Origin of the sequence: Cryobacterium sp. Hb1 (assembly GCF_004403585.1) — a bacterium.
In the GTDB taxonomy this organism is placed as follows: domain Bacteria; phylum Actinomycetota; class Actinomycetes; order Actinomycetales; family Microbacteriaceae; genus Cryobacterium; species Cryobacterium lyxosi.
In genome coordinates this window covers 1-14,634 of sequence record NZ_SOHI01000039.1, presented here as the reverse complement: position 1 = coordinate 14,634, position 14,634 = coordinate 1, and the positions used below count along the sequence as shown (strand labels likewise).

The 14,634-nt window shown below is 58.8% G+C and carries 17 protein-coding genes and 1 pseudogene; 11 read left to right on the top strand and 7 right to left on the bottom strand.

What is annotated here, in order from left to right; translation table 11 throughout:
* Positions 1–121: 121 nt before the first annotated feature.
* Positions 122–721 carry an RNA polymerase sigma factor gene (locus tag E3T38_RS16175; protein WP_134549129.1) on the top strand — a complete coding sequence of 200 codons (600 nt, stop codon included), beginning with the start codon at positions 122–124 and terminating at the stop codon, positions 719–721.
* A 2-nt stretch (positions 722–723) separates the two neighbouring features.
* On the top strand, positions 724–1,257 hold the full coding sequence (locus E3T38_RS16170; protein WP_134549128.1) for a hypothetical protein: 534 nt from the start codon (positions 724–726) through the stop codon (positions 1,255–1,257).
* 68 nt (positions 1,258–1,325) lie between these two features.
* On the opposite strand, the gene E3T38_RS16165 is transcribed toward E3T38_RS16170, so the two are convergent.
* Positions 1,326–1,616 (bottom strand): DUF4287 domain-containing protein, encoded by a 291-nt coding sequence (locus tag E3T38_RS16165; RefSeq protein WP_134549127.1) that lies wholly within the window; start codon positions 1,614–1,616, stop codon positions 1,326–1,328.
* A 129-nt stretch (positions 1,617–1,745) separates the two neighbouring features.
* Complete coding sequence (locus E3T38_RS16160; RefSeq protein WP_134549126.1) at positions 1,746–2,318, bottom strand: isochorismatase family protein; 573 nt, start codon at positions 2,316–2,318, stop codon at positions 1,746–1,748.
* 429 nt (positions 2,319–2,747) lie between these two features.
* Here E3T38_RS16160 and E3T38_RS16155 point away from each other — a divergent pair, with 429 nt between their 5' ends.
* From E3T38_RS16155 to E3T38_RS17320, 3 genes are read left to right on the top strand one after another with little or no spacing between them, the layout of a single operon-like run.
* On the top strand, positions 2,748–3,350 hold the full coding sequence (locus tag E3T38_RS16155) for a hypothetical protein (protein WP_134546472.1): 603 nt from the start codon (positions 2,748–2,750) through the stop codon (positions 3,348–3,350).
* Entirely contained in the window at positions 3,347–3,862 is a 516-nt protein-coding gene (locus E3T38_RS16150; RefSeq protein ID WP_134549125.1) for an RNA polymerase sigma factor, read from the top strand. Before E3T38_RS16155 ends, E3T38_RS16150 begins: the two co-directional genes overlap by 4 nt.
* Entirely contained in the window at positions 3,859–3,990 is a 132-nt protein-coding gene (locus tag E3T38_RS17320) for a hypothetical protein (RefSeq protein ID WP_255452749.1), read from the top strand. Before E3T38_RS16150 ends, E3T38_RS17320 begins: the two co-directional genes overlap by 4 nt.
* A 92-nt stretch (positions 3,991–4,082) precedes the next feature.
* Here the strand turns inward: E3T38_RS17320 and E3T38_RS16145 are convergent, their stop codons facing one another.
* From E3T38_RS16145 to E3T38_RS16125, 5 genes and pseudogenes are all read right to left on the bottom strand, one after another.
* Positions 4,083–4,607, bottom strand: a complete 525-nt coding sequence (locus tag E3T38_RS16145) for a GNAT family N-acetyltransferase (protein WP_134549124.1) — start codon at positions 4,605–4,607, stop codon at positions 4,083–4,085.
* A 208-nt stretch (positions 4,608–4,815) separates the two neighbouring features.
* A pseudogene (locus E3T38_RS16140) lies at positions 4,816–5,388 on the bottom strand (recombinase family protein); the annotation flags it as partial.
* Positions 5,389–5,912: 524 nt separating this feature from the next.
* Positions 5,913–6,548 (bottom strand): hypothetical protein, encoded by a 636-nt coding sequence (locus E3T38_RS16135; RefSeq protein WP_134379357.1) that lies wholly within the window; start codon positions 6,546–6,548, stop codon positions 5,913–5,915.
* Positions 6,545–7,384 (bottom strand): hypothetical protein, encoded by an 840-nt coding sequence (locus E3T38_RS16130; protein ID WP_104082778.1) that lies wholly within the window; start codon positions 7,382–7,384, stop codon positions 6,545–6,547. The genes E3T38_RS16135 and E3T38_RS16130 overlap by 4 nt, the downstream gene beginning before the upstream one ends.
* Positions 7,381–8,088: a S8 family serine peptidase gene (locus tag E3T38_RS16125; protein ID WP_158251185.1), complete on the bottom strand. Its 708-nt coding sequence runs from the start codon at positions 8,086–8,088 to the stop codon at positions 7,381–7,383. The genes E3T38_RS16130 and E3T38_RS16125 overlap by 4 nt, the downstream gene beginning before the upstream one ends.
* A gap of 694 nt (positions 8,089–8,782) precedes the next feature.
* Here E3T38_RS16125 and E3T38_RS16120 point away from each other — a divergent pair.
* From E3T38_RS16120 to E3T38_RS16095, 6 genes are all read left to right on the top strand, one after another.
* Complete coding sequence (locus tag E3T38_RS16120; RefSeq protein WP_233193068.1) at positions 8,783–8,986, top strand: hypothetical protein; 204 nt, start codon at positions 8,783–8,785, stop codon at positions 8,984–8,986.
* A gap of 568 nt (positions 8,987–9,554) precedes the next feature.
* A complete protein-coding gene (locus E3T38_RS16115; RefSeq protein ID WP_158251184.1) occupies positions 9,555–11,477 on the top strand; it encodes an ATP-binding protein in 1,923 nt (640 codons plus the stop codon).
* On the top strand, positions 11,474–11,866 hold the full coding sequence (locus E3T38_RS16110) for a hypothetical protein (protein ID WP_104082774.1): 393 nt from the start codon (positions 11,474–11,476) through the stop codon (positions 11,864–11,866). Before E3T38_RS16115 ends, E3T38_RS16110 begins: the two co-directional genes overlap by 4 nt.
* Before the next feature lie 1,195 nt (positions 11,867–13,061).
* Positions 13,062–13,388, top strand: coding sequence for an AlpA family transcriptional regulator (locus E3T38_RS16105; RefSeq protein ID WP_241984526.1), 327 nt, complete (start codon positions 13,062–13,064; stop codon positions 13,386–13,388).
* On the top strand, positions 13,388–13,795 hold the full coding sequence (locus tag E3T38_RS16100; protein WP_134549120.1) for a hypothetical protein: 408 nt from the start codon (positions 13,388–13,390) through the stop codon (positions 13,793–13,795). The genes E3T38_RS16105 and E3T38_RS16100 overlap by 1 nt, the downstream gene beginning before the upstream one ends.
* 45 nt (positions 13,796–13,840) lie before the next feature.
* Entirely contained in the window at positions 13,841–14,554 is a 714-nt protein-coding gene (locus E3T38_RS16095; protein ID WP_134549119.1) for a site-specific integrase, read from the top strand.
* Positions 14,555–14,634: the final 80 nt, after the last annotated feature.

Sequence of the window (14,634 nt, the reverse complement as noted above, 5' to 3'; positions counted from 1 at the left end):
ATTGCGACGTTTCGACTTGGTTTCTCGCGAGTGCCGCGCGGAGTGCCTTCTTTCCGTGACGACGTTTGACACTCGTGTCAAAAAGATGGAACTCGAATGAGCCGAGTGGACATTATTAGGTATGGACCATTCGGAGGACGTGAGCGAGAGCGCACTGTGGTTGCGCGCGGTCGCCGACGATCCTGAAGCGTTCGGGCGAGTCTTTGAACTTCACGCGGATCGCGTTTTCGGCCACAGCCTTCGACTGACAGGGTCACGCGCCGACGCTGATGATGTGACCGCCATTGCCTTTCTCACGGCTTGGAAGCGCCGCCGGTCCGTTCGCGTGGTGGACACATCGATCATCGGCTGGCTCCTCGTGACGGCCACCCACACGGCCCGCAATTTGGCCCGTTCCCGGCGGCGGCAACACCTGGTTCTTGCCAGGCTCCCTGCACCTCGAGACGCCGACGATTTCGCGGAAGCTACCGGCCAACGTCTCGACGCTCAATCGCCCCGAACTGGCGTCCGGAAGGCATTCTCCCGGTTGAGCGCACGGGACCAGGACGTCCTGGCCTTGTGCGTCCTTGAGGACATGTCGATGGCCCAGGCGGCATCGGCCTTGGGGATCCCGGTCGGCACGGTGAAATCCCGACTCGCCCGAGCCAAAGGCCGTCTTGCCCTCGGGGTTAGTAGTGGTGCAGCACCGACTCCGCGCGTGCAGCCAGAAGGGACTGCCTGATCATGAACGACGACAACTTGTTCCCGGAACGCAAAACCCAAATGAGGAACTTCCTTGTCGCTGAAGCGCAAGGTTCGCTCCCTCAGGAGAAGCATCCCGTGACTCGAAGAGGGCGCGCAATCCGCTGGACTGCGCTGATCCTCCTGATCGCGGCCATCGGAACAGGCGGAACTGCTGTGGCAGTGAACTACGGGACACTGTTCTACACGCCCTCGGCCACTCCTGGCGGACAGGCCACACTCGGGCCGGTTCCGGATTGGCCTGTCAACGCAAACGGTCAAACATTCGGCGTCCAAGGCAGCGCCGCGATCGCACCCGACCTCATCCTCGTCCAAACCCTCGATATGCAGCCGGGGTACGTGTATTCCAAGGATCTTGAGACCGCTGAAGGCCGGAACATGAAGTCACCCGCGGAGGCGATCGAGTGGACGAACGCGCATGAAGGAACCTACGTTGACATCTCGGCCTACGCATTGGACGGCACCACAGTGATTGGCGTATTCCGGATCGGATCCGGCAGACCCTTCATCCCCTAACCGCAGAGGAACCCTCAGCGGGCACCGAAATCCGTCCAAGTGAGCAGCGGCGGCCAGGAGCTATTGGCTCACGCGGGGCGGTTCTGCTTCCCGTCGAGCCAGAGTGTGTCGGATGCGTCGCTGTGCGCGGTGCCACTCCCCACGTGCTTCGTGTCGATTTTTTCGCCGTTCTTGATGATGTGCATGATCGCCATGGCGTGACCGCGGCCCAAGTCGAAGTCCGCCTTCAGCCAATCGACGATCACCCCGGCTTTCGTGGACGGGTCGTCGAACCCCTTCTCCTGAGCGAGCGCGATGAACTGTCGCGGGGTCGGTCCAGTCTTGTCTTCGATGTTGTCGAGGTATGCCTGGAATGACATCTCTGCTCCTTTGCTGGTGGTGCTGGGGGGCCGCAGCTCGGACCACAACGACATCGGATCACTCGATCAAGATATCGTCGCAGTCGACAATCACCGGCCCGGCCGAGCAACGAAGCATGAGCGAACGTTCTATCTCGCTCGAGGGGCTCTTCGCGTGAACTCGACGTCTGCTGTCGGCACGACCTTGCCGGTTCGACCGGGGGCGGCCTGGAAGCTCCAGTACAGGTTGGTGTGCTCAATCACCTGAGCGGGCGGCGGAGCGCCCCATTCGGTGAGATCTTCTGTGGTGTGCGCGTCGGAGACCAACGTCACATCGTAATCGCGGGTGAAACCCCCATGAAGGGTGGAGCGCACGCACGCGTCGGTTTGCGCACCGACAACGACGAGGTGCCCGACGTCGATCCCGGCGAGCACCTGTTCCAGGCTGGTCGCCTCGAACGAGTCTCCATACTCTTTGCGGATAACGGCCTCACCGTGCGCTGGCGTGAGGTCGGGAACGATCTGCCAGACATCGCTGTCGATCGGCAGCTCGTCAGAGGAATGCTGTACCCAGAGGACCGGCACTGTTTCAGCGCGGGCGCGGTCTACCAGAATCGCGATATTGGCAACCACCGGACCGCGCCGGTGGGCGTTGCCCAGAACCCCGTTCTGGGCATCTATCACGAGAAGCGCGGTACCAGAACGGTCAGTGGGACGGGACATTTCATCCTCCAATAGCAGAAGAGCGAGACTGCGATCATGCTACTCCCAGCATCCGACACTCAGCTCGCGAACGGTGGTCAGCGTTCTCGATGCCGCGACCTCAGGGACCTTGGAGTTCTGCCCACCACGACGTGCCAATCTCCGATCGGTGTGGGGCGGGACTGTCAGAAAATTGATGGAGAGAATGTTCGAAAGCCGGATGTTCAGCGCGCCGGATCTGAGGCCGCCCCGACCACGTGTTGAACTTCCCGCTGCTGTGTCACTCAGGAACCCTCACCGGGACGGACGTGATCGGCTCGCTTGCGCGCTGAGCAGTACGGAAAAATCGTGGCGGACGCCAGTCGCGGTCCAATTGAGTGTGGGCCGTCGTCGTTTCGGCGCCAGGTGGACATATTCAGTGTGTAGACATCACCGATGTAAGGAGTTCCTATGGATCCGTCCTCGAGTTTTCGCGACGATGCACTCAACGATCTGCTCGATCGCGCCGCGGCGCCGGCGCCACTCTCGGCGCTGATGACAGACGCAGCCTTGCAGGAAGCCACTCGAGCTGCGCGTTTTGAAGCCGCTCGGGATGTCAAGAGTCGTCTGGGCCGGCGGCTTGCCATTTCCGGCGTCGCGCTCGCACTGGTCCTCGGGGGTACCGGGGTCGCGGCCGCCGTCACGAACTTTGAGTGGCCTTCCTGGGCGCAACAGCCGGACGCGACGATGCAGATCACTCTTCCCAGCGGCGCGCAGTGCGAGTACCTGATCGGGAACCTGCAGAACGCAGATCCCGAGATCATGGACGCGGCCCGCGCCTTCTTTGCCTCTGCACCCGTTCCGACGACTGCGCAGGTCGACGCACGAGTTGTTGCCGTCCACGGGGAAACACTGGCACAGACTCCTGAAGGCGACCGCGACCGCCGATACTCCTCGGGGGTGGTGGGTGTGATGGCCGACGAGCTGGACGCTGACCTTCAACAGCACGGGTTCGACAGCGCTCAGCGACCTTATTTCGAGGGCGTCATCACCTGCGAGGGCACGAATCAGTGAGCGCTGTTCGTAGGGCACGCGACGAACGCCTCACCAACGCACTGGACCAGAACGCGAGAGACTTGCTGCGGTACCTCGAACGCCGCGTCGGGAGCAACGACGCGCCGGACGCTCTTTCGGACACCATGGTCGCCGCGTGGAAAGGAGCGGCGAGAGTCCCGACCAATCCCGTCGAGGCACGAATGTGGCTGTTCGGGATCGCACGCAATGTCGTTCTCAACCACTCACGTGGAGAACGGCGCCGTTCGCGCCTCGCCGAGCGCCTACGCGAGTCAGTGGGTGTGCTGCCTGCCAACAACGATGCCGCTGCCGGTCTCGACGTTCTGGACGCGATCCAACGCCTCGACCCGGACCTCTCGGAAGTCATTCGCGCAGTCCACTGGGACGGGTTTAGCTTGGCGGAGATTAGCCAGTATCTGGGGTTGCCGGCGTCGACGGTCCGCAGTCGGTACCATCGCGCGAAGCGGGAATTAGCCCACGTTCTGGGCAGCCAGGTCGAGCTCATTCAATGAGACTCCACGAGACGGTCGACCCCGCCGCCGTCGAACTGATTGGCACTACGTCGATCGAGATTCCAACGACCTATACCGAGCTCGATCAGGATGCGGTACTGAGGCGCGCTGCTCGGCTTACGCCCTGACCGCCAGGCACCGGCGCGCGGCGCAGAACACCGCCCGTAACGCGAACGTTCATGCGGTACTGGGTCTAAAACGGCGTGGGCGAAGTTGCCGGTCAACGGGAATCGATGAGCAGCTGATACATGAGATGGTCCTGCCACTGGCCCGCAATCTTCAGGTATTTGGGTGCAGTTCCGTAGCGCACGAAGCCCACGCGTTCGAGGACTCGTTGGGAGCGCGCGTTGGGGATCAGCGTCTCGGCCTGGATCCTGTGCAGATTCAATTCTTCGAATGCCAGCGCAGTCATTGCTCGAACTGCGTCGGTGGCATAGCCACGACCATTGCTCTCTTGAGCGACCCAGTAGCCCATGTTGCAGGATTGAAAGGCTCCGTAGGTGATCCCACTGAAAGTGATCCGACCTACAACCTTCGAGTCCTCGTCGAGTATCACGTGTGGCAGGGCTTCGCCTCGGCTGTGTCGAGCGAGCGCGTTTTCAACTTCCGCCTGTTGACCGGCCACCGTGAAGTAGGGCTCCGCGCGGTCTGGGTCCCATGGAGAGAAGAAAAGCCGACTGGAGAGCTGAAGGTCGGCGAGGCGCTCCACATCGTTGACGGATATGAGTCGAGTAGTAGCAGGCACTAGACGATGCTGCCACACGCGACTGAAACCACACGCGCCGCCCGCAAGGGGGACGGCGACCGGGACGCCTGCGAATCGTCGTCGTCTACTCGGTTCCCTGTGGTGCCGAGAGGGCGATCGTCCCGTATGCCCCGCCTGAGAAAATGCCCGGTGAAGGGAGGCTATACGGGGCACGTTCGGACGCCTCAAATGGCTCGGCGGTGAGGTCCAGTGCCCGCGTTCGGCGATAGAAAGTTGCTCGAGACATTCCGAGGTCGCGGGCAACCGTTGTCGCTGTCTCTCCGCCGTCGATGAGTCGGCGGGCGTTGCGGATTTGGCTGTCGGTGATGAGCCGTGGGCGGCCGCCTAGATCTTTGCCGGCTTCGCGGCGTTTGTTGATGGAGTCGACAACACGCTCTCGCTTGATGTCGTGTTCCATCTGCCCGAGCGCCGCCATGATCGTGAACAGCATGGACCCCATCGGTGTTGCTGTATCGACGTCGCCGCCGCCGAGGTTGAGTACGCGAAGGCCGGCGCCGCGGCCGCGGAGCTCCTCGGCGAAGGCGAGCATGTTCTGCGTGGATCGGCCGAGCCGATCCAGGGTCGTGATGACGAGGGTATCGCCGTCCTCGAGAGCGTCGAGCGCGCGATCGAAGTACGGCCGTGATGCTCGAGCGCCTGAGATCCCATGGTCGACGTAAAGGTCGTCGCGTCGCACTCCGGAGGCCAGGATGTCGACTTGCTGCCGGTCGGTGGATTGTTGTCGCGTGGATACGCGCGCGTAGCCGATCAGTTTCGTCAATTCTGCTCCTGAGGTGTCTCATAACTAATGGTGTGTACCGTAATTACAGCAGGTGGTTATGCGACGTAGTTATAAGACTCGCCGTGCCGCCAGATTCCGACGATTTTGAGGACACTCAGGTCATGACTGTGAGACGTCTTATATCCCTAGGGTTTCGAGACAGCCGTTTCGTGGAATGGCGGAGTTTTCCAGGGCAGGGCAGTTGTCGCGACCGCAGTTGATGCCACGGTCGCGTTTACGCCGGCACGACAGTGTGCTTATGGGCCGAGAAATATTTCCGTCGTGAGGGGGGTGTTCGATTAACTGGCTGCGGCCGGTGGCCACTATGCGATCGCGGACATCGCAGGATCGAATAGGCCGCTTTTTGGCCTCCGGGCGAGGCACATCAAGGGCGACTTCTTGGCAGGTTCCTCTGACGAGTCAGACTACGGTGCTGACCAACGGGTGATAGCGGCAGCTAGCATAATTCTGCCGCATCACCGTGGGTCAGCATCCGCAGCCTGACAGGTGTTGTTCGTATCGGGCTAGATGAAGCTGTGTCGCGCGAGGCAGTCGAGGTAGTAGACGAAGGCTTCGTCGTTTACGTCGCCAGTTTTCATCGAGTAGTAATTTTGGTCAGTTTCTGTTCCAGTCTCTCTGTATCCGGTCAGCGCGGTCATGTACGTCGTTAGGTGGTCAGACATCCCATAAACCTTGGCACCAGTGACGAGGCCGTCTTCTTGCTCGAGCACGATGGAGGTGCGTTGGCCCACCAAATGTTGAGTGTTTAGAAGGTTGTATGCCAGCCAAGACGCGTCTCCAAGAGGCGCCGTTCCAAGATCGTCAGTGTCACTGCCCGAAGTTTCTTGAAGGAAGAGTCCCCGCCAGCTTTCATCGTACGTATCAGGACCAACATCTTTCATTTCCTTCTCTTCTGCGCTGTACAGGCGGGATAGGACGTCCGGATGAGTGATCGTGTAGAGCGAGTAGATCAAGTCCTCGCGGACTTCTCCATCGTTCGAATAGTCAGTGCGTGTAATGGCCTCGAGCGGGATTTCATATGCACAAAAACCCTGTTTCAAGTGTTCTTCAACGGCGTCCGTTGTCCATCGCTGAGGATTGGTCTTCTTCCACCGTGCCAGGAGGTCTGAACGGTCGTCAGCTTCGTGATTGTCCATCAATTGGGTAGTCCGAAAAAGGCGTGCATTGCGGGGGTGCGGTTGCTCGGGTGGAAGTGTGCGAATTTTCCGCGACCGCCCGAATCGCGCTCAGGTCCGACTACGGCCAGGCCGTTTTTGATTCCTTTCGCAACTGCGAGCGCGCCGGCCTCGCTGCGAGACCACGTGTCTTTCCCCCCGCGGCCCCATGTGATGGCCGCGGAAAGCGACATACCATTTGCAAGCACGAGTTTGCCGTTTAGAATCATTGCGCGGAAATGTTGGTAGCTTGATCCCTTTTTATTGAGGGCATCGATTGCGTTAGTGGCTGCGATCCACGTAACACCAGCGACGATGACAACTGCAGATGCCACCAGGAGTGTTTTCAAGATCTCTAGAGCGATAGGTATTCCCAGAACCAGTACTGGCACGAAGGCGGCATAGCCCACGTCATCGGCATATGATTCTGTCTCACCAGTGGCCAGGTCTGTCATGGTGAACGAGGTGGCTTCGTCGTTCAACTCTTGTATCTGGATGGAGTAGTTGGCGTTGTAGTCGGTGTCGATGCTCCCTAGAGAAAAAAGAGCGCTACTGTCCTCAAACGACAACGTTGTCAGCGCCGTGACAGGTTCGCCAGATCCCAAATCCGATGTCGTCTCGACTGAGATTTTAGTGAGCGAGGCGTCCACGTCTTCCAGTGTCAATCCTGCGTCGTTGAAAGCGGATTCAAGCTTTTCCTCGTCAACCATCCCGCTGCCTGAAGCTTCTACCGGGGCAGAGCTGGTCTCTGCGAACGCGGGCGAGTAAGCGAATCCAGAGAGCAGCAGCGCCGCTACGACTCCGATGGCGATCTTTTTCATTGATTGTCTTCCTTTGATTGGTGAGCGATCAGTGCGGACAGGGTGGAATCGGGTTTAGCTACGCCGAGCAAGCTTTTCAAGATTTGATTCGAGGTCATTGCTGCAGCCGCTGACGTCCCGGTGACAAGCTGCCGGGCCCCCGTGCGGTCGACCGCGGGAATGTCTTCACCGGGTGCGAAGTAATTCACATGGTCAATAGCCGAGAAGCTTGATGGATGGCCCGCGGCATCTAATGAGCCGACGGAAATAACTCCCGGGTATCGGGCGGGGTAGCCCGCCCCCATCCCTTGGTTGTTTCCAGCAGCCGCGACCACCACGATTCCCGATTCAACGGCGCGTTTCACCGAGTCACGTAAGGCCCGGGTGTCCGTCCCGATCGCGATGCTGACGTTAATGACGTCCACCTGGTCCCGGATAGCTTGCTCTATAGCGTCCGCAACGTCCTCCGCCGACGCGGTTCCTGCAGTGAAGACGGAGTAACTAATCCAAGTGACTCGATGGGCCCACGCAGGACAGCTATCCTCATCGATTCCTGCTGCGATCGATGCGACTAAAGTGCCGTGCCCTTGGTCGTCGGCGTCAGTATCGAAAACATGAAAACAGCTAAAGTCGACGTTTTCATCGTTGAGGCCGCTATCGACGAGAGCGATCGCGACTGTGTCTCGAACCGCCGGCGTGATCGATGCCGATGAGCAACCTATCAACAGAAGGGCTGTGACGACAATGATTGACGTCGAAAGGAACGCGGGGCGTCTGCGGGGACCCCCTCGGAGAGAGGTCAAAACATGCGTTGCGTTGACTTCACGCGCGGAACAATTACCCCGGGCAGCGGTTCATTAAATGGCTGGTCTCGCAGGCGATACGATCCACCCGCCCATTTTCGAAACATCATTTTCCCCCCGATGCTCACGAACCAGATGTCGTGTGAAACTCAGATTGGCGGAGATAACTCGCGGCGTCAACTCCATCCGGAAATAGTCAACGGAATTTTCATGTGGGCGACGATTAAGCGGCTATTTGAGTTCCGTCCTCGCCCAGCATGGGCATCTCTCTTTTTTCGATGTCGGTGAGTACTGAGTATTTGAGGACTTGAGCACCCACTCAATCGTGCGGTTCAGCACCTACCGGTATCAGTCCCTCGACCGTGCGCGACAGTCTGTCATTTACAGCCATGCCGACTTCTACAGATCCGACCATCTCGTCATTCAGTGGGCGAAACCCTGACGCCCGACGAGCGGGTCCAACTACTCCAAATCGTCAAAGGGACGGGGACGAGCAGCTCCGACTGAGAAGGTTCCACTGCGCGCTTGTGGGCACGCCGAGGGGCGCCGTCCCTTGGTTCGTCAGCTCGCGGAGGATCTCGATGTCGCTCCTGGCACCGTCGCTAAGGCGTACAAAGTGCTTGAATCCGAGGGCTACCTCACTGCCCGCACTGGCGGAGTAACCCGGGTCAGCCGGAGCACAACGACGTCGCTCCCAGTGCTGGAAGCCCCTCGCCAACTTGCCAAGACCAGCACCCGTGCAGGCACTAGCCTGGACGGCACCATCCGCATCCTCCGTGCGATCTCGCACGAAGAATACTCCGAACCGGGACTGACCTGATGCGCTCTCAAGGCTGCCCGCACCCATGGAGATCCCCTCTACTCTCGAGTCTTCCACACATAGAAATGCCTGTTCCAGGTCGACCAGGCTGCCCCAGTTCTCACGACTGTGGTGTCTCATAACTGACCTGTTTCGTATCGCACGAGATACAAGACCCTGACTGCCCTTTGACGCAACGCAGAGAACCGGGTCGATGCGCCAAACAGCGATCACAGAACGCCGCCACTAAGCGCTAACACTCAATCAATTCCCAGATTAATCTCGACACATCCTTGACATTCATTCTTGTGGGCGTGACCCTGCTGGCGATTGGTTAGGGCTATGCCGGGTGAGTAGAGGCGATAGATTCCATTCGGAAGGACAATCCGAACGATGGAACGCACGAGTTGCCTCCCACGCGTGTCTCACTCTCATGCCTGATGTCGGTGCTATTTCGGAGGTGATTAGCATCGCTGGTCGCCGCGCTGCTTCATGTTGCGCCTTGACCAGTCCGCTTTTGCGGAGTCGGCCCAAATCCGGCAGGCTCAGCCTTGGCACTTGAATGTCAAGTTGTTGTCGAGGGGGACAAATGCGCATTGTGGGTATTGAGCTAGAGGGTTTTCGCGGATATCTGACATCGAGTTACGTGTCGATCGATACGTTGACTGTGTTTGCCGGCAAGAATGACGCTGGAAAGAGCAGCATCCTGGAAGCTATGAGGCTGTTCCTGGACAAGGGAAAGCCGGACGTCTCTGACTATTCGGTTCATGGGCATGGAACGATTCGCATCACGTGCACATTCGCTGACCTTCCCCCTGAGCTGGTCATCGACCAGACTGCGGTGACGACCCTCCAGGATGAGAAACTCCTCGACGCTAACGGCCACTTGGTGATTAGCAAGACCTGGACCAGGGGGCGAGCCAACCCCGAGATTTTGGCGCATGCTCTACACCCGGTCGTCGATGGCGGCCCAACGCTTATCGGCCTGAAGCACGCGCAACTCAAATCCCTCGCCTCGACTCTTGATGTTGTCGCGGAGCTGGAGGATCGACGCGTGAACCTGAACTATAGGCAGGCGATCTGGCGCGCCTGGGAAGCCAAGGGGCTCTCGTCGCTGCAACCGACGATCATCCCGTTGAACTCAGAGGACGGGAAGCACGTTGCCAGCGCTCTGGAGAGTGTCTTTCCCCTGTTCCACCTCTTTCAAGCTGACCGGCTGGGGGCGGAGTCCGATGAGGTTGCCCAAGACCCAGCCAAGCTCATAGTCAAGGCCGTGCTCGATCGCCATACGGCTGAACTCACGAAGCTTACGAGCGATGTTAAGGCTGAGATTTCAGAACTTCTCCTGGAAGTCGTTGGGAAATTGGAGGAATTCGCACCAAATCTTGCGGCCAAGCTGATTCCGGCCAACCTAGACCCCGTATGGCAGAAGGCATTCTCGTCCCTACAATTTGTCGACGAGAACGATGTTCCCCTTGCGAAGCGTGGCAGCGGGACACGCAGACTGGTTCTCTTGAGCTTCTTTCGGGCGGAAGTTGAGCGAGGATATGAAGAAACGGATGAGTGGCGACGGGGCGTCATCATCGCAGTGGAGGAGCCCGAGACGGCTCTCCACCCGGATCTTCAGCGCGAAACTGTTTCCGCTCTAATTGAAGTTGCGGGGCTCGCAAACAGGCAGGTTTTGATGACGACGCACAGCTCGAACTTGGTGAGGAACATACCGATCGCAGCCGTGCGTTTCGTCGAGGAGCAGCAGGGGAAGCGCGTGTGGAGTTCCAGTGACACATCCAGCGAGCGGTTCGTTCTCCAGCAATTGAACAAGGCGATGGGGACTTTCGCGGATCACAATGTGCGTTGCTTCTTCATCGTTGAGGGCAAGAACGATATCGGCGGTCTACTGGCACTGAGCGATGCGCTACAAGCCGCCCGTCCCACTGAATATCCAGATCTTCGCCAAATGGAAACTGACGGTGAGCTTTGCTTCATACCTATCGGCGGCTGCGGCGCCGCTGCTCTTTGGGAGAGCCGCCTGTCGCCGTTTAGTAGGCCTGAGGTTCACCTTCTTGATTCCGATCGCTTGGTTGAAGGGTCGGCTCTGAAACCCGAGATATCCAAGTACCTAGCGCGCTACAACACCGACGATCACCTGTCGTCACACATGTTTGTTCTGACCCGGCGAGAGATGGAAAACTACCTCACTATTGAGGCGATCGAAGATGCTTTCAAGGGTGCAAACCCAATGTTCCCGAAACTATTCCGGGAAGCTGTCGAAGGCCACGACTGGGGATATGTCGACGTGCCGGAGACCGTCGCAAGAGTGCTTCACTCTCTCAATTCGGAGGTCGAATGGTCACTCGCTTCTGACAAGAAGCGCAGCGAGAAGGAGTCTGACGTGAAGAGGAAACTAGTCCCATGTTTCGGGCACCCGTCTGTGGCGGAGGCTCTTTTGGCCCTCGGTGCCGAGCGAGATCTTCTTTTGGCCGTTGCGACGGTGGCGGATGTGGCAGCGTGAATCCGGGGGCTTCGGCCACTACCCGCAACCAACAACTCCTTCTTGTAGCCAATGGATTCTTTGGAGCTCTTGCAGCGGAGGGCGTTGTCGAGTTCAACCCATCGATCATGGACTTTGAATTTGCGTTCGGGAAAGCCTGGCGAGCCTGGCGTTGCGCGAGCGTCTCGGAATTCCCGACGTTCGCACTGGGGAAGAATCGGTTTCGCGACGTTTTGTTCCGCGTCAGTCGATCCAGTTCTCCTTTTGCCACCTATCGTGACGGTATCGAAATGACGCCGAGTGGGCTCACGCCCCGCGAATACCTCGCAATCTGGGCGCCTGAAGTTACACCAGAAGACTGGATCGCGTTGGCCCAGCTGTATCTGTCAGGACGAGAAAGCAACAGGTGAATCTCAGCTTGATTTTGGGGCTGAGAGATGCTTTCGCCGTGAGGGAGAGCTCGGCCGACCAGGCAGGTTCGACCCAACTGTGAGGAAATCAAGAACTTGACATAATCGTTATTATCGGCGCGTCGATTCAATCTCGCGGCTGTTGGACGAGCTATCCAAAATGTAGATGTTGGCTTCTTCGCTGGTACCGTGGCGCCGGTCAGGTGCAGGGCAACATCCCTCTCGATGGTCTCTATGATGTGATTTACGCCTGCATCTCACATTGTCTATGTACCCGCGACGCCGCGACAGTTCCCTTAAGACAATCTGCAGGCGTGGCAACATTTTGGCAACATTTGAACGAGATTGCTCCGTTCTCTAGCATGGTCAAATAATTGAAAAGCCGCGTAATCATGCGGATTTGAGCGCTGATCCGGCGTCTCATTGGGGGCGCCTTAGGTTTCAAATCCCACCGGTACGTTCCTGTGGTGCGTGGGATCATCGATGATGCTGTTTATTGGCCTTACGGCTCATAACCATGTGTCTCGCGATTGACTTTCGTCGCCGTGAATTCGAGTGATCAATGGCGGCGACGGAACTTCGACTATGGGTCATCAGCAGTGACCGGGATGGACGGCAGAGCGTTCATTTCTGAAACCCCGCATAAACCCCGCAGATTGAAATCCGTAGGGGCCTTAGAGTGTGATCACTTACCCAGTGTTTAACTGATATCCATGACTGTATGAGACCTCCGTGGCCCCGCTGAGGCTGGTTCACGATAATCGTGGTTTTGCGGGTAATAAACCCGCAACTACTGATCGGGATGGCGGGTGGACGCACGTATGTAAGCCTGCGCGATTCGCGCCGCCCAGTTCAGATGACCCTTGGCCCTGGGATGGTACGCGTGCACGACAAGGGAAGACTTGACGCACACACTTATATTCAACGTTTATTGCCACGAGACCCGCCGAGATGGGCCGAGGTGTTGAGATAATGGTGACGACATCTCACCCAAGAAGGTCCTGATCAGATCGAGAGAAGTCGAGATCAACCGAGGTATTAGTCCGCACTTCGTCTGGCCAAGAAAGCGCCTGGCGCAAACCGTCGGTCCCGGGTTCAAGTCCCGGCCGCCCTACTGTAATTTGTATCTGATCAGGGCTTCTTGTCTGTACCGAAAGGGTAAGACTTGATGCACTCATTGTTTATCCATTGATTAGTGCAAAATAACCGCCTTGTTCAGGTGCTGCTAGAGAAGGTGCATGACCCGGTTCGAATCATCTGGGATGACCTCGAACACCGACGGGTTATGGACACTGAAAAACTTTTTGGGCTCGGTCTCGAGCCGGTTTTGACGACCAGCGAGCTCGCCGAATATCTCGGCGTGCAGGTGCAGGCCATCTATGACCTGAGCACCGACGGTCGCGGGCCGTCCGGTATCCGAGTCGGCCGTGAGATCCGTTACCGTGTCTCCGATGTTCGGCAATGGCTGGACGGGCTGCACGAGCCTGAACCGTCTCTGGGCGGTCGTGGGGGCGATCGCTAATGGCGGGGCGACCACGACTGCCGATCAGCACGTTCGGCTCGATCACAACCGTCAAGCTTGGCCCAGGACGGTTTCGGGCGACGACCGTCTTCCGCGACTGGGATGGTCAGTCACGGCAAGTTGGGGCGACACGTGAAAGCCGCAACGCGGCGCAGGCAGCGCTTAAAGTCGACCTCGCTGCGCGTATGCGTTCTAATGGCGGCGGCGACTCTCTCGATGCCAGCTCGCCTTTTCCGATGCTCGCCGCGGCTTGGTTGGAAGACGTGATGCTCGATGTCGATCGGTCCCAAGGCACGAAAGACACCTACCAACGCGAACTGCGCGTGCTTGTCGTGCCCTTCTTCATGAACTTCACCATTCGCGAAGTAACCGTTGGCCGCATCGAGCTTTTCCTGCGGCAGCAGTGAGCAAAGTCGTATACGCGAGCAAAACACTTCCGCACGATTCTCGGAATGATCCTGGCCTTCGCGGTGCGGCGGGAGATTATCCCGCGCAATCCGATGAAGGAGACGTCGCGCATGAAGAAGCCCCCGCACACCCCGAAGGCCCTCACGCCGGATCAGATCGCTGCGATACGCCTCGCGGCCAGCGAATGGCGCATGGAGGAGGGCCGGATGGGCCCGCGATCCGACGGGCAGGTGCGGGACATCATCGAGGTGATGCTTGGCACTGCCACGCGCATCGGAGAAGCGCTCGCCATTCGGCAGTGCGACGTCGACCTGGACGCCGACCCGCCGCGGGTGAACATCAGCGGCACGCTCGTCGTGCACAACAAAGCCGGCGTTCACCGTCAGGAGCATCCCAAGACGCACGAGTCGAACCGGGTCATTGGCATGCCGCCTTTTGCGGTCGAGGTTATCCGTCAGCGCTTGACACTGCTCGATCCGGGGGAGACGGAGCACCTGCTGTTCTTCTCAAGGGTGGGCACTCCACTCGGGCCGTACTACGTCAGGCGCACCTTTCGGGAGATCCTCCGGAATGCTGGCCTCGAGGGCCTGAACATCACTCCGTACTCCTTCCGCCGAACCGGCGCAACGCTGCTGGCCAACGAACTCGGCATACGGGTTGCCGCCGACATGCTCGGACACACCTCCACCTCTACGACGAAGGCCCACTACGCGGAGCCTGACCGCACGGTGAAGTCGGAGTGGCCTTGCCCCCGTTGAGTGGACACCTCACAAGAGAGAATGTTCACATGGGAAAGACACGCCGGGAGTTCACTCCTGAGTACAAAGACGAGGCCGTG